This is a genomic window from Nocardiopsis prasina DSM 43845 (genome assembly GCF_000341265.1).
Lineage (GTDB): Bacteria > Actinomycetota > Actinomycetes > Streptosporangiales > Streptosporangiaceae > Nocardiopsis > Nocardiopsis prasina.
The window spans coordinates 92,365-115,045 of the sequence record NZ_ANAE01000181.1 but is presented as its reverse complement, the minus strand read 5'-3'; the positions used below and the strand labels follow the sequence as shown (position 1 = coordinate 115,045).

19 protein-coding genes are annotated in these 22,681 nt (G+C 71.2%); 11 read left to right on the top strand and 8 right to left on the bottom strand.

Features of this window, described 5'->3' with window-relative positions; genetic code table 11:
• Nucleotides 1-716 precede the first annotated feature (716 nt).
• Nucleotides 717-1,328 (bottom strand): TetR/AcrR family transcriptional regulator, encoded by a 612-nt coding sequence (locus tag D452_RS0122445; protein WP_017546389.1) that lies wholly within the window; start codon nucleotides 1,326-1,328, stop codon nucleotides 717-719.
• A gap of 302 nt (nucleotides 1,329-1,630) precedes the next feature.
• Here D452_RS0122445 and D452_RS0122440 point away from each other — a divergent pair, with 302 nt between their 5' ends.
• Nucleotides 1,631-2,500, top strand: a complete 870-nt coding sequence (locus D452_RS0122440; RefSeq protein ID WP_026129581.1) for an alpha/beta hydrolase — start codon at nucleotides 1,631-1,633, stop codon at nucleotides 2,498-2,500.
• Nucleotides 2,501-3,168: 668 nt separating this feature from the next.
• Here D452_RS0122440 and D452_RS0122435 read toward each other — a convergent pair.
• From D452_RS0122435 to D452_RS0122410, 6 genes are all read right to left on the bottom strand, one after another.
• Complete coding sequence (locus D452_RS0122435) at nucleotides 3,169-3,666, bottom strand: DUF3558 family protein (protein WP_017546387.1); 498 nt, start codon at nucleotides 3,664-3,666, stop codon at nucleotides 3,169-3,171.
• Between the two features lie 95 nt (nucleotides 3,667-3,761).
• The gene (locus tag D452_RS0122430; RefSeq protein ID WP_017546386.1) at nucleotides 3,762-4,190 is read right to left on the bottom strand and encodes a hypothetical protein; all 429 of its coding nucleotides are present in this window, start codon (nucleotides 4,188-4,190) and stop codon (nucleotides 3,762-3,764) included.
• A 39-nt stretch (nucleotides 4,191-4,229) separates the two neighbouring features.
• On the bottom strand, nucleotides 4,230-7,226 hold the full coding sequence (locus D452_RS0122425) for an AAA family ATPase (protein WP_017546385.1): 2,997 nt from the start codon (nucleotides 7,224-7,226) through the stop codon (nucleotides 4,230-4,232).
• Nucleotides 7,227-8,384, bottom strand: coding sequence for an exonuclease SbcCD subunit D (locus D452_RS0122420; RefSeq protein WP_017546384.1), 1,158 nt, complete (start codon nucleotides 8,382-8,384; stop codon nucleotides 7,227-7,229).
• Between the two features lie 74 nt (nucleotides 8,385-8,458).
• Nucleotides 8,459-9,118 (bottom strand): O-methyltransferase, encoded by a 660-nt coding sequence (locus D452_RS0122415; RefSeq protein WP_017546383.1) that lies wholly within the window; start codon nucleotides 9,116-9,118, stop codon nucleotides 8,459-8,461.
• Nucleotides 9,119-9,206: 88 nt separating this feature from the next.
• Nucleotides 9,207-9,920, bottom strand: coding sequence for a metal-dependent hydrolase (locus D452_RS0122410; protein WP_017546382.1), 714 nt, complete (start codon nucleotides 9,918-9,920; stop codon nucleotides 9,207-9,209).
• Between the two features lie 236 nt (nucleotides 9,921-10,156).
• Between D452_RS0122410 and D452_RS0122405 the strand changes: the two genes are divergently transcribed.
• The 10 genes from D452_RS0122405 (at nucleotide 10,157) to egtD (ending at nucleotide 21,959) form a co-directional block, all read left to right on the top strand.
• Nucleotides 10,157-11,992 carry an ABC transporter substrate-binding protein gene (locus D452_RS0122405; protein WP_026129579.1) on the top strand — a complete coding sequence of 612 codons (1,836 nt, stop codon included), beginning with the start codon at nucleotides 10,157-10,159 and terminating at the stop codon, nucleotides 11,990-11,992.
• On the top strand, nucleotides 11,989-13,059 hold the full coding sequence (locus D452_RS0122400; RefSeq protein WP_017546380.1) for an ABC transporter permease: 1,071 nt from the start codon (nucleotides 11,989-11,991) through the stop codon (nucleotides 13,057-13,059). The genes D452_RS0122405 and D452_RS0122400 overlap by 4 nt, the downstream gene beginning before the upstream one ends.
• Nucleotides 13,056-14,024, top strand: coding sequence for an ABC transporter permease (locus tag D452_RS0122395; RefSeq protein WP_017546379.1), 969 nt, complete (start codon nucleotides 13,056-13,058; stop codon nucleotides 14,022-14,024). Before D452_RS0122400 ends, D452_RS0122395 begins: the two co-directional genes overlap by 4 nt.
• Nucleotides 14,021-15,112: an ABC transporter ATP-binding protein gene (locus D452_RS0122390; protein WP_017546378.1), complete on the top strand. Its 1,092-nt coding sequence runs from the start codon at nucleotides 14,021-14,023 to the stop codon at nucleotides 15,110-15,112. The genes D452_RS0122395 and D452_RS0122390 overlap by 4 nt, the downstream gene beginning before the upstream one ends.
• Complete coding sequence (locus D452_RS0122385) at nucleotides 15,109-16,206, top strand: ABC transporter ATP-binding protein (RefSeq protein WP_040694585.1); 1,098 nt, start codon at nucleotides 15,109-15,111, stop codon at nucleotides 16,204-16,206. The genes D452_RS0122390 and D452_RS0122385 overlap by 4 nt, the downstream gene beginning before the upstream one ends.
• 195 nt (nucleotides 16,207-16,401) lie before the next feature.
• Nucleotides 16,402-17,328: an arylamine N-acetyltransferase family protein gene (locus tag D452_RS0122380; protein ID WP_017546376.1), complete on the top strand. Its 927-nt coding sequence runs from the start codon at nucleotides 16,402-16,404 to the stop codon at nucleotides 17,326-17,328.
• A gap of 211 nt (nucleotides 17,329-17,539) precedes the next feature.
• Nucleotides 17,540-18,841, top strand: a complete 1,302-nt coding sequence (gene egtA / locus D452_RS0122375; RefSeq protein ID WP_017546375.1) for an ergothioneine biosynthesis glutamate--cysteine ligase EgtA — start codon at nucleotides 17,540-17,542, stop codon at nucleotides 18,839-18,841.
• A complete protein-coding gene (egtB, locus tag D452_RS0122370; RefSeq protein WP_017546374.1) occupies nucleotides 18,838-20,181 on the top strand; it encodes an ergothioneine biosynthesis protein EgtB in 1,344 nt (447 codons plus the stop codon). Before egtA ends, egtB begins: the two co-directional genes overlap by 4 nt.
• Nucleotides 20,181-20,921 carry an ergothioneine biosynthesis protein EgtC gene (gene egtC / locus D452_RS0122365; RefSeq protein ID WP_017546373.1) on the top strand — a complete coding sequence of 247 codons (741 nt, stop codon included), beginning with the start codon at nucleotides 20,181-20,183 and terminating at the stop codon, nucleotides 20,919-20,921. Before egtB ends, egtC begins: the two co-directional genes overlap by 1 nt.
• A 66-nt stretch (nucleotides 20,922-20,987) precedes the next feature.
• A complete protein-coding gene (gene egtD, locus D452_RS0122360; RefSeq protein ID WP_017546372.1) occupies nucleotides 20,988-21,959 on the top strand; it encodes an L-histidine N(alpha)-methyltransferase in 972 nt (323 codons plus the stop codon).
• 3 nt (nucleotides 21,960-21,962) lie between these two features.
• Here egtD and D452_RS0122355 read toward each other — a convergent pair whose 3' ends face one another.
• Complete coding sequence (locus D452_RS0122355) at nucleotides 21,963-22,667, bottom strand: VIT1/CCC1 transporter family protein (RefSeq protein WP_017546371.1); 705 nt, start codon at nucleotides 22,665-22,667, stop codon at nucleotides 21,963-21,965.
• Nucleotides 22,668-22,681 lie beyond the last annotated feature (14 nt).

The window sequence follows — 22,681 nt, the reverse complement described above, 5'->3', positions numbered from 1 at the left end:
CCCGGCGGTTCGGCGCCACCTTCACCCCCAGGAGGTTGGCGCCCCAGCCACTCGCCGTAGTAGCCCGCACGGCACCAACCCCCTCAGCCCCAGGGGGTGTGCGCGTGCAGGTGTGTAGCTGCCTCAGCCCCAGGGGGTGTGCTTGAAGCCTCGTCCGTGCTGGTTGAACCCGCACGGCGCAAATCCCCTCAGACACAGCGGGGTGCAGAGGTGCAGGTACGCGCTTCGCTGGGTTGCGCGGGTTGGCCGGAGTGCGGTGGTCGGCGCTCAGACGGCAGGGGTTTTCGCCAGAGGTGGGGACACGCATCTCTAGAACACGTCAGTAGTCCTGGGGGGTGGCCCGTGTCCGTACTTGGCCTTGAACTACCAGTCGTGCACCGTTCTGCTCATCCGCCAAGTGCGGTGCGGGCACAGCACCATCCACCCACCCCGCCCTGAATGGACCGAGAAACCCCAAGGGGTACGGTGTAAGCGGCACCCGACCGCCTTTAGCTAATGGGAAAAACGGGTTGGCCGTAGAAAGGCTGCGCCACAGCAACCCAAGCCGTAGAACCCTCGCGGGACAGCAACCACAACCGCAGAACCCACCCACCCGCAGCAACCCCAACCCCTAGAGCGACCAACGACGCCCAACCCCAGTCGGCGTTGATGCCTGGGATGCGGAGTTTTCCGGTTCTGGAATGACTGCGTATTCTCGGGAGGCTGCACGGCGCGACCTATTGTCCGGTCGGCCCCGGGTCCACGGCGGTTGACGACGCGTGACTCTCACTCCCGAAATCCGCGAACGAGGTGATGAAGCGCTCTGCCGCGGCGTCGACCTCGGCGGTCGGGCTCAGCAGCCTTTGGAGCAGGAGTCCTCGCAGACACGCGGTCGCGATGATGCTGTGTTGCCTGGCCTCGGTCGCAGTAGCTCCGTCGCGCAGCGCCGCAGCTTCGAGGAGCTGCGCCAGGTGGTCGATGTCGACGACGAGCTCCTGGAACGCGTCCCGCTCGTAGACCGCGAGCCCGACCAGGTGGAAGAAGGCATGGATGCGGTCTTCGTGCGCGGGGTCCGAGTAGAAGTTCCAGACGGCTCTGCACAGGGCCACGAACCCTAGTTCGTTCCCGGTCGCGGCTATCGCGAGGTTGTCGCGGCGGCGCGCCTCCAGCAGCACCGCACGCAGCAGGCCCGGCCGCGATCCGAAGTGATACGTCAGCAACGTGTGGTGCACGCCGAGCCGCTCCGCCACCTGGCGCATCGACAGGTTCGGGCTGGGTCCGTTCTCTCCGAACTCGTTGAACAGCGACTCCAGGAGACGCTGCTTCCCTTCCCCGACCGGCGATCTCACGTTGCCTCCGTTGACAGTTTCACCACTGTTGAGTACGTTACCGCATATCCAATTCACCACTGTTGAGGACGCAGGTCCGGGGCCTCGGGAGGCCCGATGGTCGGTACGTGGCTGGTCTCAGTCACCAGCGTCAACGCCGACATCACCGGTCTGGCCGAGACGGCGTCGGGACGATCCGTTTCAGGACGCGGGCCGACAGGTCCCTGACGACAGGGCCCGTCCCACGGCTCCAAGGTGTTCGGTGATCCAGACCTGGCCGCCCTCGTCATCGAGGGTGGCCGTATCACAAAGGGGGAGACTCGATGAGCGAGTTGTTGCACGGTTGCTTGCAGGACACGGAGTACCTGGAGGTGACCGCGAAGTCAGGACGCCGCTACGCCGTCTGGGTGACCACACCCCCCGGCTACGCGGACTCCACGGAACCGCTGCCGCTCATCTACGTGCTGGACGGCAACTGGACCGTCGGCCTGACCGCGCCCCTCATCGTCACCCAGTCGGACCCATATCTGACCATCGCCCCGTACATCCAGGTCAGCATCGGCTACACGGGTGAGGAGGCCGCGAACTGGGCACAGATCCGCAACCGCGACCTCGTGCCGCCGGGGGAGCCCATCGGTGACGACATGCTGGCCACCCTCAACGCGGCTCGCGAGTCGGGTGCGATGACCGAGGAGCAGGTGGAGGCCTACCTCGCGGAGCTGGAGCAGACCCAGGCCGATGTCTTCCTCGACTTCCTGACCAACGAACTCCACCCTCACCTGCGGTCGAAGCTGCGTGTCAGCGAGTCCGGGCACGGCCTCTTCGGATACTCCTACGGAGGTCTCTTCGCCCTCTACGCATGGCTGCGTGACACGGGGCTCTTCACGAGCATCGGTGCGGGCAGCCCGGGTGTGGCCAGCGCGGACAGCCAGATCTTCACCCTCGTGGACGCCCTGCCCGAACTCGGTGAGGACGCAGCCGCTCCCCGGCTGCACGTCACGCTGAACGAAGCCGAACTGTTGGGAGAGGTTCCGTTCTATCGCGGGATGGCCCGTCACGTTCTCACCACGCTGGAACGGCTGCACGCCAAGGGACGTTCGGAGCAGCTGTCGAAGGCGTTGTTGCAGGGGACGCACGTCACCGGTTTGCAACCGTCGTTCCTCAGCTACCTGAAGACCTCCCACGGGCGCTGAAGGCCGGGTCGCATGCCTACGGCCACGCGAGCGGTAGGGCTCGACGGCATCGCGCCGCACGGACGTCAGGTGGGAGTCTGGCGATCTCGGCCGGAAGGTCGCCCCCCCGCGTGGCCGCATGCAGGAAAGTCGCGACCGTGAAAGATCAAGAGGCTGGTGCCCACGGCGACAAGGCTCGCTCCGTCCGGCGGCACCCGGACCGGGACCACACCACGGTCGCCAACGACACCGTGGCGAGTGCGGGGGTCTTCGTGGAGGTCAAGATCCTCGAAGATGATGCCACCAGGCCTCGACCGACCTCGCTGGGGTGGAACCGCCCTTGGCTTGGAGGCCTTTCCAGTCGTGACACTGCCCTCCAGGAACATCGTGCGAGCACGAGTAGCGGGAGAGTCCAGCGGTCTGCTTTGAGCTGGACGTCGCCGCTCCGCACAGCTTCGTCGTGTGCGGAGCGTACTGGCAGGTCGGGGCGCCGACGACGAGGCACGGTCCATCCCCGCGTGCGCGGGGCTTACTAGACCGTGTCGATGAGGAAATTCACGGGCTTCGGTCCATCCCCGCGTGCGCGGGGCTTACAGTTCACGACCTGCGGAAACGTGGGCCGTTATCTCCGCTTGACCTTTGAATTGATCCACTCCTGGGCACAGGATGACAGAACCCGAGGCCCGGCATCAGGCGTCCTGGGCGTTGGTGATCGCGGTGCGTGCCACCTCGACAGCCACCTCACACGCCTCGTCGGCACTCACCTGCACGTAGAACGAGTGCTCGTCGGAAACTCCCACGGTGAGGTTGCAGGAGTCTGGGAACTCCGTGGTCACGCCCGGATACCCCTCCACGCTGACGAACTCCTGGTCGTCGGCGCCAGAGAAAGCGGCGGCGACGGTGGTCTCGACGGCGTCCTTCTCCTCATGAACCTCCACGCGGAGGTCCACGCTGGCATCGACCCGGTTCGTGTAGAAGCAGTTCGCGTCGGACTGGGGGCTGCCCTCGCCCTCCTCATCCAGGATGCCGAGTTCGACGGCGGCGGCATCGGGGAGCAAAGCACAAGGGTGCGTGTGGGTGGGGTCCAGCGCGGCCACTTCGAACTGCCTGATGGAGTCGCGTTCCTCCAGATCCACCGCGCACCCACTGAGCAGAAGCGCCACCACCACGGTGGCCCGTACACGCATACGCCGCTCCGTTCGCTGGGTGCCGGAGCCCAGTGGGGCCCCGGCACGAAGCTACAGAGCGGCGTCGTGGGGTGGGGGAGGGTGGCCGGAAACGGTCAGACGACGAAGGCGGTCACGCCCGTGACGAGCAGACCCACGCCCAGGCAGATCACCAGCCCGCCGAGCAGGACCGACGCAGAAGGGCGCAGGTCGCCCAGACCAGCGCGCCCGCTCACCATGGCCTGACGGCGCGCCAGGACGGGCAGAAGGGCGACGTTGACCGCATACATGACGGCGGCCACGAAGCTCGCGGTGGCGAAACCCACCCAGAAACCACCGCCGCCGGACATCACGTTGAACGCGGCCAGCGACGGAAGCATCACCAGGAGCAGCACCGAAGCGGCACCGAAGGCGGTGAGCAACCGGGGCGAGGACCCGCGCGCGCTCCCTGAGACCACGAGGAGAAGACCGATCAGGGCCGCCACCATGATGGCGCCCCCGATTCCGAACACGGCGATGTTGACCAGCGAATTCACGCTGGTCATTGTCGCACCGACCGGCAGCGGCCCCAACCCGGGGTGGGCTCAGCCGTGGTGCTCCAGTCTGGACCCGCCAGCGGCCTTCACGACACGGAGGCGGGTCGTCACGCGTTGGCGGAGGTCCGCGACGTGGCTCACCACTCCCACGGCGCGGCCGCCGTCACGGAGCCGGTCCAGCACGTCCAGGACCTCCTCCAGGGTGTCCTCGTCCAGGGTCCCGAAGCCCTCGTCCACGAACAGGGTGTCGATCTCCGTCCCACCCGCCTCGGCGGTGGCCACGTCACCCAGGCCCAGCGCGAGGGCCAGGGAGCTGAAGAAGGTCTCCCCTCCGGAGAGCGTCGCCGGGTCGCGTTCCACCCCCGTCCAGGCGTCCACCACGCGCATGCCCAGGCCCCCGGCGGAGCGGGCCCTGCCGTCGCCCGCTGCCTTGTCCACCGTGTAGCGCAGCTCGTAGCGGCCGTCGGACATGGTCAGCAGCCGGTGGTTGGCCGCTTCCACCACCTGTTCCAGGCGGGCCGCCAGTACGTAGGCGGACAGCCGGACGCTGTCGGTGTTGTCCGGTGAGGTTCCCGCCGCCAGGGTGCTCAGCCCCTGGGCCACCGCGTAGCGGCGCAGGACGGGTTCCGAACCGGACAGTTGTCCATCGAGTTCCACGCGCAGGGTCGCCAGACGGCGGGCCCGGTCCGAGAGCATGCCCTGCCAGGCCACGGCCTGATCGGCCGCGCGGTCCGAAGCCTGGGCGCCGGCCTCCAACGCGGCGAGGTCCGGCGCCTTCGCGAGCTCGGCGGCGGTCAGTTCGGGGTCCTTGAGCCGGGCCTCGACCGCCGCCCACTGGTCGTCGAAGTCGCGCGCCCGGGACCTGAGGCCCGCGCGTCCACGCTCGTCCAGGGCGGCATTCACCACCTGGGCCTCGTCCTCGAAACCCGCCTCGGTCAGGGAGCGTCCGGCCTCGGTGACGGCGGCGCTCAGCTCCTCGGCAGCCCGGGAGCGCAGCTCGACGGCGTCCGCGGCGTCGCGCAGCACCTCGGCCTCACCGCGCAGGCGGGCGATCCGCTCGGCCAGTCCGGCGTCCTCACCGCGTGCCCGGTCCAGCAGCGCGGTCAATCGCTCGTGTTCTCTGGCGCCCTCCTCGCGGCGGGCGGCCAGTTCGCTCTCCTCGCGCACCAGCTCACCCTCGCGCTGACGGGCCCGCTCCAGGTCCGCCGTGGCCTGGGCCAGCTCCTCCTCCAGACGGTGCAGCTCACGGGCGGCGGCGCGGGCGTCGGCCAGTTCCCGTTTGCGGGCGGCCACCTCCTCGGCGGCGGCCTCCACGGTGCGGCCCTCGGCCCGCTCGGCGGAAGCCGTGTGCCGTTCCCTTAGCGCCACCAGGGTGTTCTCCGCCTCGGTGCGCTGGGCGGCGGCGGTGTCCGCCGCCTGCTGGGCGGCTCGCTCCTCCTCGGCCGAGACCAGTCCCCGCGCGCTCGGTTCGGCGGGGGAGGGGTGCTCGGTGGACCCGCACACCGTGCAGGGCGTGCCGTCGGCCAGGTCGGCGGCGAGCTCGGCGGCCATGTGGGCGATCCGCCGCTCCCGCAGGTCCTGGGACCGGTCGCGGGCGGTCTGGGCGGTGTCGACCACGCGCCGCCGCTCCTCCTCGGCTCTTTCCACCTCGCCACCCAGACGCCGGTGCTCCTCGGCGGCCGTGCGGCGCCGTTCGGCCAGGTCGAGAGCGGCCTTCGCGGGGTCGGTGAGTCCGGACTGCTCCTGGGCCCGGCGCAGCTCCTCGGTGATCGTCCCGACCCGGGCGGGCAGTGCCGTCACCCGTTCGCGGGCCCGGGCCGCCTCGGTGCGCACGGCGGCGATCCGCCGGTCGAGCCCGGCCAGGTCGCGGTGGAGGGAGCGGCGGCGCTCGGCGTCTCCGCGCAGGTGGTCCAAGCGGGCGAGTTCGTCGTGGCGGGACCTCTCGGCGGCTCGCAGCGTCGAGGGGAGACCGGTGCTGAGGTCCGCGAGTTCGGCGGCGTCGACGTCCGTGATCCCGTTGACCAGCGCCAGGCGGTCGGTGACGGCCAACTCGGCCTTGTCCAGTTCGGTACGGCGGTGGTCGCGGGCGCGCAGGGACGGGAGCACCGCGTCGGCCCGCTCGGCGGCGGCCAGGCGAGTGTCGATCCCGGTCCGCCACTCGCGCCGCTCGGCCAGTTCCGCGCGGCGCTCCCGGGCGCTGGCCAGCCGTTCCCTGCGGGAGAGCAGTTCGCGACCGGCAGCCAGGGCCTCCCTGGCCTCGTCCCGGGCTCGCGTGAACCCGGCGGTGACCGCCTCCGCGTCGCGGGCGGTGGCGGCCTGCACCGAGGCCAGCTCGGCGGCCCAGGCGGTGAGCTCCTCCGGGTCCTGCGGGGCGGCGGACCCGCCGACCTCCGCGATCCTTCCGGAGACCGCCCGCACCCGCTCGTCGGCGGCGCGCACCTCGCGCTCCAGCTTCCGGGCGTGCCCGCCGAACCACTCCTCCACGTCCCGGAACACCCGGGTGTTGAAGATGCGCTCCAGGGACTTGCGCCGGTCGTCGGACTTGGCCCGCAGGAACCGGGCGAAGTCGCCCTGGGGCAGCATGACGATCTGGCAGAACTGGGTGATGGTGAGCCCGACCAGGTCGCCCACGAACTGCCCGGCCTCGTCCGGGCGGGTGGTCACGCCCTCCCAGCGGTCGCCCCGCCAGTCGAGGACGCGCACCTTCTGGTTCTCCGCGACGGTGCCGCTTCCACGCTTCTTGGGCCGCTCCCACCGAGGGTTGCGCTCGATTCGCACGCGGCGTCCCCGGACGGTGAACTCCAGGGCGACCTCCGGCCGGACCCCGGGCGCGGCGTGGTCGCTCCTGGGGGAGCGGTCCTTGCCGCGCGCACCCGGCACGTCGCCGTAGAGCGCGAAGCAGACCGCGTCCAGCACGGAGGTCTTGCCCGCGCCCGTCGGCCCGTGGATCAGGAACAGCCCGCCTCCGCCGAGCCGGTCGAAGTCGACCGTCTCGGTCCCGGCGAAGGGCCCGAAGGCGGTCATGGTGAGGGTGTGCAGCCGCATCTAGCGAGTCCCTTCCTGGACGCGGACCTCTTCGACCGCGCGGTCCACCAGCGCGCGTTCCTCCGGGGTCGCGGCGCTGCCCCGGGCCCACTCGACGAAGTCGGCGACCACCTCGCGTTCGGGCCGGTCCGCGACGGCGACGGTGACCGGCCGCCGCTCCGCGTCGCCGTCGTCGGGGTCGAACTCCAGCATCAGGGTGTGCGGGAAGCGCTCTCGGAGCCGGTCCATGGGCTGGGCGGGGCGACGGGGGTCGGTGAGGGTGACGTGGAGCCAGTGCCCCGTGTGGCGCTCCCACCGGTCATCGGTGAGCAGGTCGTCGAGGCGGCCCCTGACACGGGAGAGCGGCCGGGGGACCGGGGCGTCGGCGAACTCCGCTCCGGCGAAGCCGTCCGCGTCCAGGTCCACCAGCCAGAACCCCTTGCGGTGGTGCTCCTCGGAGAAGGAGTAGGCCAGCGGGCTGCCCGGGTAGCGCACCGACGGCGTGATGGTCTGGCGGCCGTGCAGGTGGCCCAGGGCCACGTAGTCCACGCCGTCGTAGACCGAGGCGGGCACGTGCGAGGCGCCGCCCACGGAGATGTCGCGCTCGCTGTCGGAGGGCTCCCCGCCGGTGACGAAGGCGTGGGAGAGCACCACGGAGCGGGCGCCCGGACGTTGGGCGAGATCGGCCCTGACCAGGTCCATCGCGTGGCCGATCGCCGCCGGGTGGCCGCGTTCGGGCAGGTCCCAGTGGTGGCGGGCGATCTCCGGTTCCAGGTAGGGGATGCCGTAGAAGGCCACCGGACCGTGCTCGTCCTCGATCACCACGGGGGTGCCGATCCCGTCCAGGGAACTGCGCAGGTGCACCCCGGAGGCGTCGATCAGGTCCGTGGCGAAGGACATCCGCGCCATGGAGTCGTGGTTGCCGCTGATCAGCACCGCTCTGGCCCCGGTCTCCCGGATGCGGCCGAGGGCGCGGTCGAACAGGCGCACGGCGTCGACCGGCGGAAGAGCGCGGTCGTAGAGGTCACCGGCGACCACCACCACGTCGATCCGTTCCGCGTGGATGGTGTCGACGAGGTGGTCGAGGAAGGCGGCCTGGGCCTCGATGAGGTTCTCCCGGTGGAAGGAGCGACCCAGGTGCCAGTCCGAAGTGTGCAGCAGGCGCATGGAACTGGACATTACCCGGGATCACTCCGTCCCCGCCGGGAGAACCGTGTGGCCTGTGGACAACTCCGGCGGGCGGAGCGGAGGGCTCAGAGCCTGCGGGCCAGCGTCAGGCCGTCTCCGATGGGGAGCAGGACCTGTTCGACGCGGTCGTCCGCGACGAGCCTGTCGTTGAAGTCACGGATGCCCTGCACGTGCGGGGCGGTCTGTTCGGGGTCCACCACACGCCCGTGGGACAGCGTGTTGTCGGCCAACAGCAGCCCGCCGGGGCGCATACGGGGGACCAGTTCCTCCCAGTAGTCCACGTAGCCGGTCTTGTCCGCGTCCAGGAAGGCCAGGTCGAACTGGGGTTCCCTCGGCAGCGCCCGCAGCGAGTCCAGGGCCGGGCCGATCCGCAGGGTGATCTTCCGTGCGACCCCGGCCCGCTCCCAGTACCTCCTGGCCACCGACGTCCACTCCTCGCTGATGTCCAGCGCGAGCAGGGTGCCGTCCTCGGGCAGGCCCCGGGCGAAGCAGATGGACGAGTACCCGGTGAAGGTGCCGATCTCCACCGCGTTCCGCGCCCCCGACAGCTGGGTGAGGAGCGTGGAGAAGACGCCCTGTTCGGGGCCGATTTGCATCCCCTGGGACTCGGGGAACAGATCGGCGGTCTCCGCGGCCAGGTCCGACAGGACCGGGTCCACCGGCTGGCTGTGGGCGACGACGTAGGCGTGCAGTTCCGGGCTGATGCCCTCTGTGGTTCGAGTCACGCCCGCCACCCTAGGAGGCTTCGCCCCGCCGGGCCAGCGGCCTCGCCCGCGATCGGGCCGGTGCCAGGGCGTGTTCGGCGGACACGACCTAGTGGTCCGGGAGGATGGTGGGCCAGTCGAAGAGGTACACCGAACCGATGATGACGCCGATGGTGAGCAGCGGGGTGACCACCTTCTGCTCCACCGGGCCGTTGGTGACGAAGCCCTTGCCCTGGCCGACGCGCTTCTTCCAGAACGGCCAGAAGATCGGCACACCCATCTTGGTGATCATGTCGCCGAAGAAGTGCAGGACGACACCGAAGGCCACCGCCAGACCCAGCCACGTGTAGTTCACGCCCACGGAGTACAGGGTGAGGGTGATCGCCGCCGTTGCCAGCGCGTTGATGATCCCCGAGGCCGTCCGGTTCTTGTCCATGCCGAAACCCAGCCCCTGGAGAGCGATTCCGACCAGCAGGAACACGAAGATCTGCACGGCCAGTTCCGACCACAGGGCCAGGGCCTGGACCAGGACGCCCATCAGGATGGCGAAGAAGAACGAGTGGGTGCCCATCCGGTGCCCGCCGAACGCCCAGTTGAGAATGTCGCTGAGGATCTCGGTGGCCTTGCCGTAGGTCTTGGTCACCGTCGCGCTCTTGTGGTCCACGTCCGGCAACAGGGCCGCGCCAGCGCACACCAGGGAACCGGCGATGATCTCACCGGGGCCCAGGTCGAAGCTGAGTCCAAGGAATTCCGTGCCCTGGACCAGCGGTACTACCGCCATCCAGCCGACCACGCCACTGAGTGCGTGCGAGTGCCCCATCATGGCGGGAACCGTAGCGGAGTCTGCCAATCGCCGCGAATCAGAGATGCGTTTCGGACAGGGAACAAAAGCCACTTCATCCCCAGGAAACACGAACGCCTCCGACACAGGAGTCGAATGTGTTGCGATATTCCGCCTCACCTCGAAGATCGTTGACGCTCGTCGCGGCGAGTTGGTAGACAACCAACAACCCCCAGGTGGCAATGCCACCAACCCCACGAAACCTGACAGGGGCCGTTATGAAAACCCAACATCCTCCCTCCGGCACCCTTCTCCGGCGGACGGCGGCGTCCGGCAGCGCGCTCCTCCTTCTCGGAGGCCTCACGGTGGCCCCGGCGGCCGCCGACGAGGCGAGCGGCAACACCCTCACCGTCGCCATCGCCCAGCAGGTCGACTCCTTCAACCCCTTCACCGCGCAGCTCGCGGTCACCACGAACATCCTCCGGCACGTCTACGACAGCCTCACCACGGTGAACCCGGAGACCGGCGAGCCCGAGCCCTCGCTCGCGGAGAGCTGGGAGACCTCCGACGACGGCCTCACCTGGACGTTCAACCTCCGTGACGACGCCCTCTTCAGCGACGGCGAGCAGCTCACCGCCGACGACGTGGCGTGGACGTTCACCACGATGATGGAGAACGACGCCGCCGCCGTCGCCAACGGCAACTACGTCTCCGGGTTCGAGGACGTCACGGCCGAGGACGACACGACCGTCGTCATCGAGTTGGACGAACCGCAGGCCACCATGGAGTCCCTGCGCGTGCCGATCGTCCCCCGACACGTCTGGGAGCCGATCATCGAGGAGGAGGGCGACGCCTTCTCCGACTACACCGCAGACGACCTCCCCACCGTCGGCAGCGGCCCCTTCGTCCTCACCGAGCACTCGCGCGGCGAGCACATCCGCCTCCAAGCCAACCCCGATCACTGGCGCGGCGCCCCCGGTTTCGACGAGCTGTACTTCCGCTACTACTCGGAGAAGGACGCCGCCGTCGAGGCCCTGCGCAGCGGCGAGGTCTCCTTCGTCTACGAGCTCACCGACGCCCAGATCACCTCCCTGGAGACGCTGGACAACGTCGCCGTCAACGTCGCCGACGGCAAGCGGTTCCAGGCCTTCACCATCAACCCCGGCGCCGTCACCCAGGACGGCGAGGAGTTCGGTGACGGACACCCGGCGCTGGAGGACCGCACCCTGCGCCAGGCCATCGTCATGGGCATCGACAACGAGGAGATCGTCCAACAGGGCGCCAACGGCCAGGCCGTCGCCGCGGGCGGCTACGTCCCGCCCCGCTACACGGACTTCCACTGGGCCCCCGAGGGCGACGAGGCCATCCTCGACTTCGACCCGGACGCCGCCAACGCGATGCTCGACGAGGCCGGGTACGAGAGGGGCGGCGACGGCGTGCGGGTCTCGCCCGACGGCGACCGCCTCGAACTGCGCATGCACGTCCACGCCGACCGCCCGGACAACGTCCAGGCCGGGCAGGTCATCGACGAGCGCCTCGCCGACATCGGCATCGAGATCGACAACCAGACCGTCGACCCGGGCATCCTGAGCGACGCCCTCTACGACGCCGAGTACGACCTCATCTTCACCGGGTGGACGGTCAACCCCGACCCCGACTACGTGTTCAGCATCCACACCTGCGACGCGCTGCCCACCGAACCGGGCACCATGCAGGGCGACGCGTACTTCTGTGACGAGGAGTACGACGAGCTCTACGCCGCGCAGCTGGCCGAGTACGACCGCGAGGCCCGCGCCGAGATCATCCACCAGCTCCAGGAGGTCCTGTACCGGGAGGCCGTGGTCAACGTCCTGGCCTACCCGAACATCATGGAGGCCTACCGGACCGACCACATCGCCAGCCTCCAGTTGGAGCCCGCCGAGGGCGGCAACATCTGGGGCCAGGACGGCTACTGGGCCTGGTGGTCGGCCGAGCCCGCGGAGGGCGCGTCCGGCGGCGGCTCCGGGCCGTCCACCGGGGTGCTCATCGGCATCGGTGCCGGCGTGCTGGTGCTGGTGGTCGCGGGTGCCTTCGTCTTCTTCCGACGACGCTCCACCGTGGAGGACCGCGAGTGACGACAACGCCCACCGAGGCGGACGAACCGACCGGGGCGGGGACCACCGACGTCCCCGCCCCGGCGGGCCCCACGGGGTTGGGCCGAGCGGCCCCCGTGGCCACCTACGTGCTCGGCCGCCTGACCACCGCCGTGGTCTCCCTGTTCGCCGTGATCGTCGCCGGGTTCTTCCTCTTCCGGATCCTGCCCGGCGACCCCGTCCGCGCCATGACCGAGGGCCGCGAGGTCTCGGCCGAACAACGTGAGGAGCTGCGTCGCCAGTTCGGCCTCGACCAGCCGCTCTGGCAGCAGTTCCTCGACTACGCGGCCGGTCTGGTGCGGCTCGACCTCGGGATCTCCTTCCAGTACCGCGAGCCGGTGGTCGACCTCATCCTCGAACGCCTGGGCCCGACGATCCTGCTCGCCGGGACCGGCACGGTCATCGCCGCGCTCCTCGGCCTCTTCCTCGGCGCCCGCGCCGGGTGGCGGCCGGGTGGACGCGGGGACCGGATCAACACGGCGGTCGCGCTGTTCTTCTGGTCGGTGCCCACGTTCTGGCTCGGCCTGCTGCTGATCGTGCTGCTCGCCTCGGGGCGCGGGTTCATGCCCGGCCTGTTCCCGACCGGCGGCATGGTCTCGCCCAGTGCCACCGGACCGGTGGAGACCGCTCTGAGCACCGCCCGGCACATGGTGCTGCCGGTCCTGACCATGGTCGCGGTGATCTACGCGCAGTACCTCATGATCATGCGTTCCTCACTGATGGACGAGAAGGGCGCCGACTACCTGGTCACGGCCCGCGCCAAGGGACTGCGCGACGCCCTCGTGCGCCGCAGGCACGCCGTGCCCAACGCGCTCCTGCCCACAGTGACGCTCATCTTCCTGAACCTCGGGCAGGTCGTCTCCGGGGTCATCCTCGTGGAGACGGTCTTCTCCTGGCCCGGACTCGGCCAGCTCTTCTACTCCGGTCTGCGCGTGCCCGACCTCGGCCTCGTCCAGGGGCTGTTCGTGGTGTTCGCGGCCTCGGTGATCCTCATGAACCTGCTGGCCGACCTGGTGTATCCGCTGCTCGACCCGAGGGTGCGCCCATGAACTCACCCACCGGACCCGCCCCGGCCGCCCCGGCGGCGCCGCCGGACCCCGCGCTCTCCAGCCGCGCGCTGGCCCGCAGACGCCGCCGTGAGGCCCTGGTCGGCTTCGCCCGCGAGTACGCCCGCAACCGGGCCGGTCTCCTCGGCCTGGGCCTGCTGCTCGCCATCGGTCTGCTCGCCGTGACGGCCCCGCTGTTCATCGACCAGACCCACCTGACCATCACCGGCGCCCCGGGCGAGTCCCACGAGCCGCCGAGCTGGCAGTTCCCCCTGGGGACCGACAACTTCGGCCGCTCGATCCTGGACCTGGTGATCTGGGGCGCGCGGGTCTCGTTGACGGTCGGCCTGCTGGCCACCTTCGTGTCGGTCACCCTCGGCACCCTCGTGGGAGTCACCGCCGGGCACTTCGGTTCCTCCGGCGGCGTCGGCGGCCGGATCGTGTCCACGGTGCTCATGCGGGTCACGGACTGGTTCCTGGTCCTGCCCACCCTGGTCCTGGCGGTGGCGCTGGCCGCCGTCCTGCCGCGCGGCACCGGCACCATCATCATCGCGATCGGCCTCACCGTCTGGCCGCCCACCGCACGCCTGGTGCGCGCCCAGACCCTCGCCGTGGAGGCCCGCCCGTTCGTGGAGCGCGCCCGCGCCCTGGGCGGCGGCCACGCCCACGTGATGGGCTGGCACGTGCTGCCGAACGTCATGCCGGTCGTGCTCGCGCAGACCACGCTGCTGGTGGCCACCTCCATCATCGCGGAGTCCACCCTGGCCTTCCTGGGCATGGGCGACCCCACCACCATCTCCTGGGGCGGCATCCTGGAGGCGGCCCGCACCGCCGGGGCGATCAGCGCCGGGATCTGGTGGTACATCGTCCCGCCCGGCCTGGCCATCGCCGTGGTCGCGCTCTCCTTCACCCTGTGCGGGCGCGCGGTCGAGTCCGTCATCAACCCACGGCTCAAGGGGCAGAGTTGACCAGCCTTCTCGACGTCAGCGACCTCCGCGTCACGTACTCCGGCAGCGCTGGGGACGTCCCCGCCGTCCGCGGGGTCGACCTGGCCCTGGACCCCGGGGACACCCTCGGGGTGGCGGGGGAGTCCGGCAGCGGCAAGTCCACGGTGGCCCTGGCACTGCTGCGCCTGCTGCCCGCCAGCGCGAAGGTCACCGGACGCATCCTGCTGGAGGGCGAGGACGTCCTCCAGATGAAGTGGGGCCGCCTGCGCGCCGTGCGCTGGGTGGGAGCGTCGGTGGTGTTCCAGGGCGCCATGCACTCGCTCAACCCGGTGAAGCGGATCGGGGACCAGATCGCCGAGCCCCTGCTCATCCACGAACTGGTCGGTCCGGCCCGGGTGGACGCGCGCGTGTCCGAGCTCCTCGAACAGGTGGGGCTGCCCGCCTCGCGTCGGCGCGACTACCCCCACCAACTCTCCGGCGGTCAGCGCCAGCGGGTGATGATCGCGATGGCGCTGGCGTGCGAGCCGCGCCTGATCATCGCGGACGAGGCCACCACCGCGCTGGACGTGATGATCCAGGCGCAGATCCTGGCCCTGCTGGGGCGGCTGGTGCGCGAGACCGGGATCGGCATGCTGATGATCAGCCACGACCTGTCCGTCCTGGCGGCCACCTGCGACCGGGTCGCGGTCATGTACTCCGGGCGGATCGTCGAACACGGTCCCGCGCGGGAGGTCGTGCACGAACCCGCGCACCCCTACGCGAGCGCGCTCAGCGCGGCCTTCCCGAAGATCGGTGACCCGGGCTCGCGCCTGGCGCCCCGGGGACTGCCCGGAGACCCGCCGGACCCCGCAGACCCGCCCTCGGGCTGTGTGTTCCGGCCGCGCTGCGCGGTCGCCGAGACGGTGTGCGCCACCGTGGACCCGCCGCTGTGGCCGGTCCGCCCCGACCGCGACGGCCACGCGGACCGGTACGCCGCGTGCGTGCACGTGGGCACGGGCCCGGGGTCGCTCGGCCACGCAGGCGCGGCGAGCGGCTCCGGTGGCATGAGCGGACCGGGCGGCGCGAGTGACGAGAGCGGGACCGCCAACACAGAGGAGACGAGCCGTTGAGCGCCGACACTGACTCACGACAGCCCTCCTCCCGGTCCGGGCCTCAGCAGGTGACCGGGCCCATCCTGCGGGCCGACGACGTGAGGGTCGCCTTCGCCGCCGGGTTCGCCCCGGGCGGCGGCCGGGGTACCGCCCGCGCCGTGGACGGGGTCAACCTGGACGTGGCGGCGGGGGAGATCGTCGCCCTCGTGGGGGAGTCCGGCTGTGGCAAGACCACCCTGGCCCGGGCCCTGCTCGGGCTGGAGCGGCCCACGGGCGGCCGGGTCCTGTTCGAGGGGGCGCCACTGGGCTACCGCTCGCGCGACCTGCGCACCTACCGGCGCCGGGTCCAGCTCGTGCAGCAGGACCCGATGGGGTCGCTCAACCCCCGCCGCACCGTCTACGAGTCGGTCGTGGAGGGGCTGCGCATCCACGAGGGAACCGCCGTCGATGAGACGGAGCGGGTCTCCCGGGCCCTGTCCCAGGCCGGTCTGCGCCCGCCCGAGCGGTTCTTCACCCGCTACCCGCACGAGCTCTCCGGTGGACAGCGCCAGCGCGTGGTGATCGCCGGAGCCCTGGTCCTGGACCCGGAGGTGCTGGTGGCCGACGAGCCGGTGGCGTCCCTGGACGCGTCGGTGCGCGGCGAGATCCTGCGGTTGCTGCTGGAACTGCGCGACGAACTGGGCCTGTCCGCGCTGGTGGCCACCCACGACCTCGGCCTGGCGTGGAACATCGCCGACAGGGTCGCCGTGATGTACCTCGGGCGCGTGGTGGAACTGGGCACCGTGGAGGAGGTCCTGTCCGCGCCCGCCCACCCGTACACGCGGGCCCTCTTGTCGGTCCTGCCCGACTCCGGGATGGAGGAGGGCCCCGTGGTGCTCTCCGGCGAGCCGCCGGACCCCAAACAGGTCCCCGCTGGCTGCCGGTTCCACCCGCGCTGTCCGGTGCTGGCCTCAGGTGAGGCCGAGCGTGCCGGGGTGGCCGACCTGTGCACCACCGTGGACCCGGAGGTCCTGGGCGGCGGCGCCGAGCGCCGGGTGGCCTGCCACTGGGCGGCCGAGGACGCGACCGGCCGCCTGCGCGCGGACGGTCCGCCCGGACCCGTGACCGTGTAGGGCGTCCCGACCGGTGGGCACCACGTGGTCCGCGTCCCGGTGGGCCGCGGGCGGCGCGTCCTCGCGCGGGGCGCCGACCGGCCCGTCGATCCCGGACGTCCGCCCTCGTCACCCACAACTGCTCTCCCGTCCGGTGCGGGGCTAAGGAGGGGCCCGCGCCGGAACACTCCCGGCGTGGGCCCCGTTGGCACGGACATGCGGACCAACGAGCACCCCGAGGAACCCGTACCAGCGAAGCCGCCGGGACCGGCGCCAGCCCCGGAGCGCGTCCTCACCGAGCGCGACCTCTGGCACGGAACCGACCTCGATCTGGACGCCTACCTGGCGCGTCTGGGCCTGTCCGGCGAGCCGCCGCCCACCCTGGGCACCCTCACCGCCGTGCACCGCGCCCACCTGGCGGCGATTCCCTTCGAGAACCTCCAACTGCTCCTGGGCCGCCCGGTCCCGCTGGACGTCCCCTCGCTGACGGACAAGATGGTCCACCAGCGCCGGGGAGGCTACTGCTACGAACAGAACCTGTTGTTGGCCGCCGCCCTGGACCGGATCGGGTTCACGCTGACCGCCTTCACCGCCCGGGTCCTGGTGGGTGGTGACGGCCGTCCCCGGCCCTCCACCCACGCGCTCCTGCGGGTCCTGGTGGACGGTGAGCCCTGGCTGGCCGACGTCGGTTTCGGCGGCGGGGGCCTCGTGGAGCCCTTCCCGTTCGTGGACGGCCACCAGGTCTCGCAGGGCGGTTGGAACCTGCGGCTGGACCGGGTGTCGGAGATCGGCGACGAGGAGTGGCTGCTGCGCGGGTTCGCCGGCGGGCGGTGGCGGAACCTGTACCTGTTCGCCGCCGCGGGTGTACTCCCGCAGGACTACGCGGTGTACAGCCACTACCTCACCACCCACCCGCGGTCACCCTTCCGCAACCGTCTGATGGTCGCGCGGAGCGTTGGCGGGACCCGGTACGCGCTCAACGACACGACCCTGTCCGTGGAGAGGGTGGACGGCACCGGGAAGACACGGGAGTTGACTCCGGGAGAGGTGGGAACAGTGTTGCACGAGGTGTTCGACATCGCTCTTGACCAGGAGGAACGCCGGATCGTCGAAGGACGTGTGCGGGAGTTCCTGGAGGCCTGAACCCAGCCCGCGTCATGTGATCGTCGTCACGTTTGGCTGGCTCGCTGGTGCGGTCCCGTCGCGAAGCCCGACGCCAACCGGCGTGTCATTCACGGGGTGGCACGCCCGCGCACGGGTTCGCGCCGGTTGCGATGAATTGGGGTGATCACACACGTTCGTGACCGTGAGTGTCTGGGCAGGACCTGTGGGGCGCGACCCGAGGGAGCAGCCCATGGCGCACATGACCACCGAAGACGTCCACGACTACATCAACGGTGTCTGCTTCAAGACCGGACCACCCGGAAAGGTCGGGGCCGAGACCGAATGGCTGGTCACCGACCCCGAGCACCCCACCGAACCCGTCACCATCGACCGCCTCGCGGACCTCATGGAGGCCTGTGGCCCCCCGCCCGCGGGAAGCCGGATCACCTTCGAACCCGGCGGCCAGATCGAGCTCAGCTCGGCCGCCCTCCCGGGACCCGCACGCGCCCACGAGGCCCTGGCCCGGGACCTGGACCACATCCGCAAGACCCTCGCCGACGCCGGACTGCACCTGGCCGAGACCGCTCTCGACCCGGTACGGCCCCCCGTCCGCCAGCTCCGCCTGCCCCGCTACACGGCCATGGAGCAGTTCTTCACCAACCGGCGCGAGCCCAGCGGGCGCACCATGATGTGCAGCACCGCGTCGCTCCAGGTGTGCCTGGACACCGGGGCCGACGCCGCCGACGCACGCGCCCGCTGGGAACTCGTGCACCGGCTCGGACCCGTCCTGGTGGCGGCGTTCGCCAACTCCGCAGTGTGGCGCGGTCGGCCCACCGGCTGGAAGTCCACCCGCTGGGCCATCTGGGCGGCCACGGACGGCACCCGCACCCGACCGGCCCTGGAGTCCCACAGCCACCCGGACCCCGCCACCGCCTGGGCCGAGTACGCCCTCGCGGCCAACGTCCTGGCCGTGCCGGAGGTCCCCGGCGGGGGCGGGGAGTGGACGGCCGACCCGGGCATCACCCTGGCCGACTGGATCGCCGGGCGGGGAGCCCGCCCGATCACCCTCGCCGACCTGGAGTTCCACCTGTCCACGCTCTTCCCTCCCGTGCGCCCGCGCGGCTGGTGGGAACTGCGCATGATCGACGCCCTGCCGCTGCGCTGGTGGCCGGTCCCGGTGGCGCTCGCCGCCGCGCTGCTCGACGAACCCCGCGCCCGCGCCGTCGCGGAGGAGGCCACCGAACGGCTCTGCCGGGACCGCCTCCCCTCCCCGCAACTGTGGCGGCGCTCGGCCAGTCTCGGTCCGGCCGACCCCGAGATCGACGCCTGTGCGCGGGTGTGCTTCGACGCCGCCGTGGAGGCGTTGCCGAGGATGGGCGCTGGCGGACTCGCCCACCTGGTGGACGCGTACGCGGACCGGTACGTCCGACGCGGACAGTGCCCGGCGGACGCGGCGCTCGGGGAGCTGGTGCCCGAGCCGCGTGACGGCGCCGAGCACCCGACGCACGGCCAGAGCGGCGTCCGCGCCGCGCACAGGGGAGGTTCGTCATGAGCCACGAACAGGACCGCGCCAAGGAGCGCATCGCCGCCGAACTCGACCGGAGCAGGCGGCGCAGCAACGGGCTGACCCTGGACTCCCTGGACGACGAGGGCCTGCTCACCCAGCACTCCCCGCTGATGTCACCGCTGGTCTGGGACCTGGCGCACATCGGCAACTACGAGGAGCAGTGGCTGCTCAGGGCCGCGGGGGGACGCGAGGCGCTGCGTCCCGACATCGACGGTCTGTACGACGCCTTCGAGAACCCCAGGGCCGACCGGGTCGCCCTGCCCCTGCTGCGCCCGGACGAGGCCCGTGCGTACAACGACCGGGTGCGCAGGGAGGTCCTGGACACCCTCGAATCGGTGAACCTGGAGACGGTGCCCGCCCCTCGGAACGCGGGGGAGCGGTCCCTGCTGGAGGCCGGTTTCGTGTTCCACATGGTGATCCAGCACGAGCACATGCACGACGAGACCATGCTCGCCACCCACCAGCTCCGCCGCGGCGCCCCCGTGTTGCTGGAGGAGGAGCCCGGGTTCGCGCTGTCGAGCCCGCCCCCGGCGGAGGAGATCCTGGTCCCCGCCGGGCCCTTCACCATGGGCACGGACGACGACCCCTGGTCCTACGACAACGAGCGCTCCGCCCACACCGTGGACCTGGCCGCCTACTGGATCGACACCGACCCGGTCACCAACGCCGCCTACCTGCGGTTCGTGGCTGACGGCGGCTACCGCGACCCACGCTGGTGGACCGAGGAGGGGTGGGAGTGGTGCCAGCGGCGCGACGCCGAGGCGCCCGCGTTCTGGAGCCGGGACGGGGACGGCTGGTCCCGGCGCCGCTTCGGCCGGGTCGAGGAGGTGCCGCCGGACCAACCCGTCCAGCACGTGTCCTTCCACGAGGCCCAGGCCTATGCCCGCTGGGCGGGCAAACGTCTCCCCACCGAGGCCGAGTGGGAGAAGGCCGCCCGCTTCGACCCCGCCACCGGGCGCTCACTCCGCTTCCCTTGGGGCGACGCGGAACCCACCGGACACCACGCCAACCTCGGCCAGCGGACGCTCGGGCCGCACCCGGTCGGCAGCCACCCCGAGGGCACCTCACCGCTGGGGGTACGACAGCTGATCGGTGACGTGTGGGAGTGGACCTCCACGACGTTCCACGGCTACCCCGGGTTCTCCGCGTTCCCCTACCGCGAGTACTCGGAGGTCTTCTTCGACGACGGTTACAAGGTCCTGCGCGGGGGCTCCTGGGCCACCCACCCCACGGCGGTCCGCTCCACCTTCCGCAACTGGGACCACCCGATCCGGCGGCAGATCTTCAGCGGGTTCCGCTGCGCGCGCGACGCGGGCCGCGACTGATGTGCCGTCACCTCGCCTACCTGGGGCCGCCGCGTACCCTGCACGAACTCCTGTACGCGGCGCCCCACTCACTCCACGTGCAGTCCTGGGCCCCGCGACAGCAGCGCTACGGGACCGTCAACGCCGACGGGTTCGGAGTCGGCTGGTACCCGGAGGGGATCGGGACCCCCGAGCCGCTCCGGTACCGGCGCGCCATGCCGATCTGGGGCGACTCCTCCTTCGCCGACGCCGCCCGGGCGATCAGGTCCGGGTGCGTGGTCGCCGCGGTCCGCGACGCCACCGTCGGGTTCGGGTCCGAGGAGTCCGGGGCCCAGCCCTTCCGCGCTGACCGCCTGCTGTTCAGCCACAACGGGGCGGCCCGGGACGACCAGGCGCTCCTGACCGGAATGGCGGCGCCCTTCCCGCCGGACGCCCTGGACGCCCGCGCGCCGGTGGACTCCGCCCCGCTCTTCGCGCACGCCGTGCGGGCCTGGCGGACCTCCGGCGACCTGACCGGCGCGCTCGCGTCGGCGGTGCACCGCGCCCGCGAACTCTCCGAGGGGCGGTACAACCTGCTGGCCAGCGACGGAGAGGCGATCGTCGGGACCACCGCGGGGGACACCCTGTACTCCCTGCGCCGGGACGAGGGGGTCTGGCTGGCCTCCGAGCCCTTCGACGACGGGCGCGGCTGGCGACAGGTCCCCGAGAACTCCGTGGTCGCGGCCACCCGCGAGGGCACCGACGTCCGGCCCCTCGGCTGAGCCCAGGTACGCACCCCACTGGTATCACCCGCCCCGGGTACATCCGTAAGGGACACAGGAGGCACCATGTTCCGGATTGACCGCAACCTGACCGCTGACGAGCTCGACAAGGCCCTGCGCACCGACGTCGCCGAGGGCCTCACCACACGCCCCAAACAACTGCCGCCCAAGTGGTTCTACGACGAACGCGGCAGCGGGCTCTTCGAGGACATCACGCGGCTTCCGGAGTACTACCCGACCCGCGCCGAACGCTCCATCCTGGAGACGCACGCCGACGAGATCGCCGAGGCCTCGGGCGCCGTCGCCCTCATCGAGCTCGGCTCCGGGGCCGGGGTCAAGACCCGGCTCCTCCTGGACGCCATGCGACGCCAGGGCGAGCTGACCCGGTTCGTGCCCGTCGACGTCAGCGGGGAGTTCCTCGCCGCGTCCGCGCGCCCTGTCGCCGACGACTACCCCGGCCTGGACGTGCACGCGGTGGTGGGGGACTTCGAGCACCACCTGGGCCTCCTACCGGTCAGCGAGAGCGGGCGCCAGCTCCTGGCGGTGCTCGGCTCCACCATCGGCAACCAGGAACCCGGCCCCCGCGACTCCTTCCTCCGCGACATCCACGACGTGCTGCACCGGGGCGACTCCCTACTGCTCGGCGCCGACCTGGTCAAGGACCCCGCACGCCTGGTGGCCGCCTACGACGACTCCCAGGGGGTGACCGCCGCCTTCAACCGCAACGTGCTCTCGGTGATCAACCAGCAGCTGGGCGGCGACTTCGACCCCACCGCCTACGAGCACCTCGCGGTGTGGAACGCCGAGTGCGAGTGGATCGAGATGCGCCTGCGCGCCCGCTCCGCGCAGCGCGTGCGCGTCGCCGACCTCGACCTGGAGGTGAACTTCGCCGAGGGTGAGGAGATGCGCACGGAGATCTCCGCCAAGTTCCGCCGCGAGGGACTGGCCGCCGAACTCGACGCCGCGGGATTCGACCTCACCCACTGGTGGACCGATGCGCAGGGGGACTTCGCGCTCACCCTGGCCACCGTGCGCTGAGCGTCAGGAGCCCGCCAGGCCGCCGACCAGCGAGCCCACCGTGTAGGTCACCAGCATGGCGAACGACCCACCGAGCACGCACCGAAGCGCGGCGCGCAACGGCAGGGCGCCACCCATTCTCGCGCTGACCGCGCCCAGCAGACCCGTGGCCACCAGCACCGCGACCACCGTCACCGTCAGACGCCAGGCGTCCGGGCTCAGCAGCATGGCCAACAGCGGGATCATCGCACCCAACAGGAAGGAGAACATGCTCGCGAACGCGGCCTGCCAGGGGTTGGCCCGGTACCGGTTCAGCCCCAGCTCCACCTCCACGTGGGCGCTCAGGGCGTCGTGGTCGGTGAGCTCACGGGCGACCCTGCGGGACAGCTCCTCGCTGAGCCCGCGCTCCCGGTACATCCCCGCCAGTTCCTCCAGCTCGCCCTCGGGGTCGTCGGAGAGCTCCCGCCGCTCACGGGCGATCGCCGCCCTCTCGGTGTCCCGCTGGGTGCTGACCGAGACGTACTCGCCCGCCGCCATCGACAGGGCGCCCGCGAGGGTCCCGGCCACTCCCGCGACCAACAGGGTCTCCCGGTGCGGGGTGGCACCCGCCACGCCCACCACGAGACCCGCCGTGGAGACGATGCCGTCGTTGGCGCCGAGAACAGCCGCACGAAGCCCGTTCAACAGCGACCCCAGCCGCTTCTGCGAGCGTTCCGTGTTCTGCTCCATGGGGTCAGAGTGAC

Excerpts from the sequence above, each read along its gene's own strand:
- egtD (WP_017546372.1), top strand. The coding sequence starts at position 20,988 with ATGTTCCGGATTGACCGCAACCTGACCGCTGACGAGCTCGACAAGGCC.
- D452_RS0122395 (WP_017546379.1), top strand. The coding sequence starts at position 13,056 with ATGAACTCACCCACCGGACCCGCCCCGGCCGCCCCGGCGGCGCCGCCG.
- D452_RS0122420 (WP_017546384.1), bottom strand. The coding sequence starts at position 8,384 with ATGTCCAGTTCCATGCGCCTGCTGCACACTTCGGACTGGCACCTGGGT.
- D452_RS0122440 (WP_026129581.1), top strand. The coding sequence starts at position 1,631 with ATGAGCGAGTTGTTGCACGGTTGCTTGCAGGACACGGAGTACCTGGAG.
- egtC (WP_017546373.1), top strand. The coding sequence starts at position 20,181 with ATGTGCCGTCACCTCGCCTACCTGGGGCCGCCGCGTACCCTGCACGAA.
- egtA (WP_017546375.1), top strand. The coding sequence starts at position 17,540 with ATGGCGCACATGACCACCGAAGACGTCCACGACTACATCAACGGTGTC.
- egtB (WP_017546374.1), top strand. The coding sequence starts at position 18,838 with ATGAGCCACGAACAGGACCGCGCCAAGGAGCGCATCGCCGCCGAACTC.
- D452_RS0122430 (WP_017546386.1), bottom strand. The coding sequence starts at position 4,190 with ATGACCAGCGTGAATTCGCTGGTCAACATCGCCGTGTTCGGAATCGGG.
- D452_RS0122435 (WP_017546387.1), bottom strand. The coding sequence starts at position 3,666 with ATGCGTGTACGGGCCACCGTGGTGGTGGCGCTTCTGCTCAGTGGGTGC.
- D452_RS0122425 (WP_017546385.1), bottom strand. The coding sequence starts at position 7,226 with ATGCGGCTGCACACCCTCACCATGACCGCCTTCGGGCCCTTCGCCGGG.
- D452_RS0122355 (WP_017546371.1), bottom strand. The coding sequence starts at position 22,667 with ATGGAGCAGAACACGGAACGCTCGCAGAAGCGGCTGGGGTCGCTGTTG.
- D452_RS0122410 (WP_017546382.1), bottom strand. The coding sequence starts at position 9,920 with ATGATGGGGCACTCGCACGCACTCAGTGGCGTGGTCGGCTGGATGGCG.
- D452_RS0122405 (WP_026129579.1), top strand. The coding sequence starts at position 10,157 with ATGAAAACCCAACATCCTCCCTCCGGCACCCTTCTCCGGCGGACGGCG.
- D452_RS0122380 (WP_017546376.1), top strand. The coding sequence starts at position 16,402 with ATGCGGACCAACGAGCACCCCGAGGAACCCGTACCAGCGAAGCCGCCG.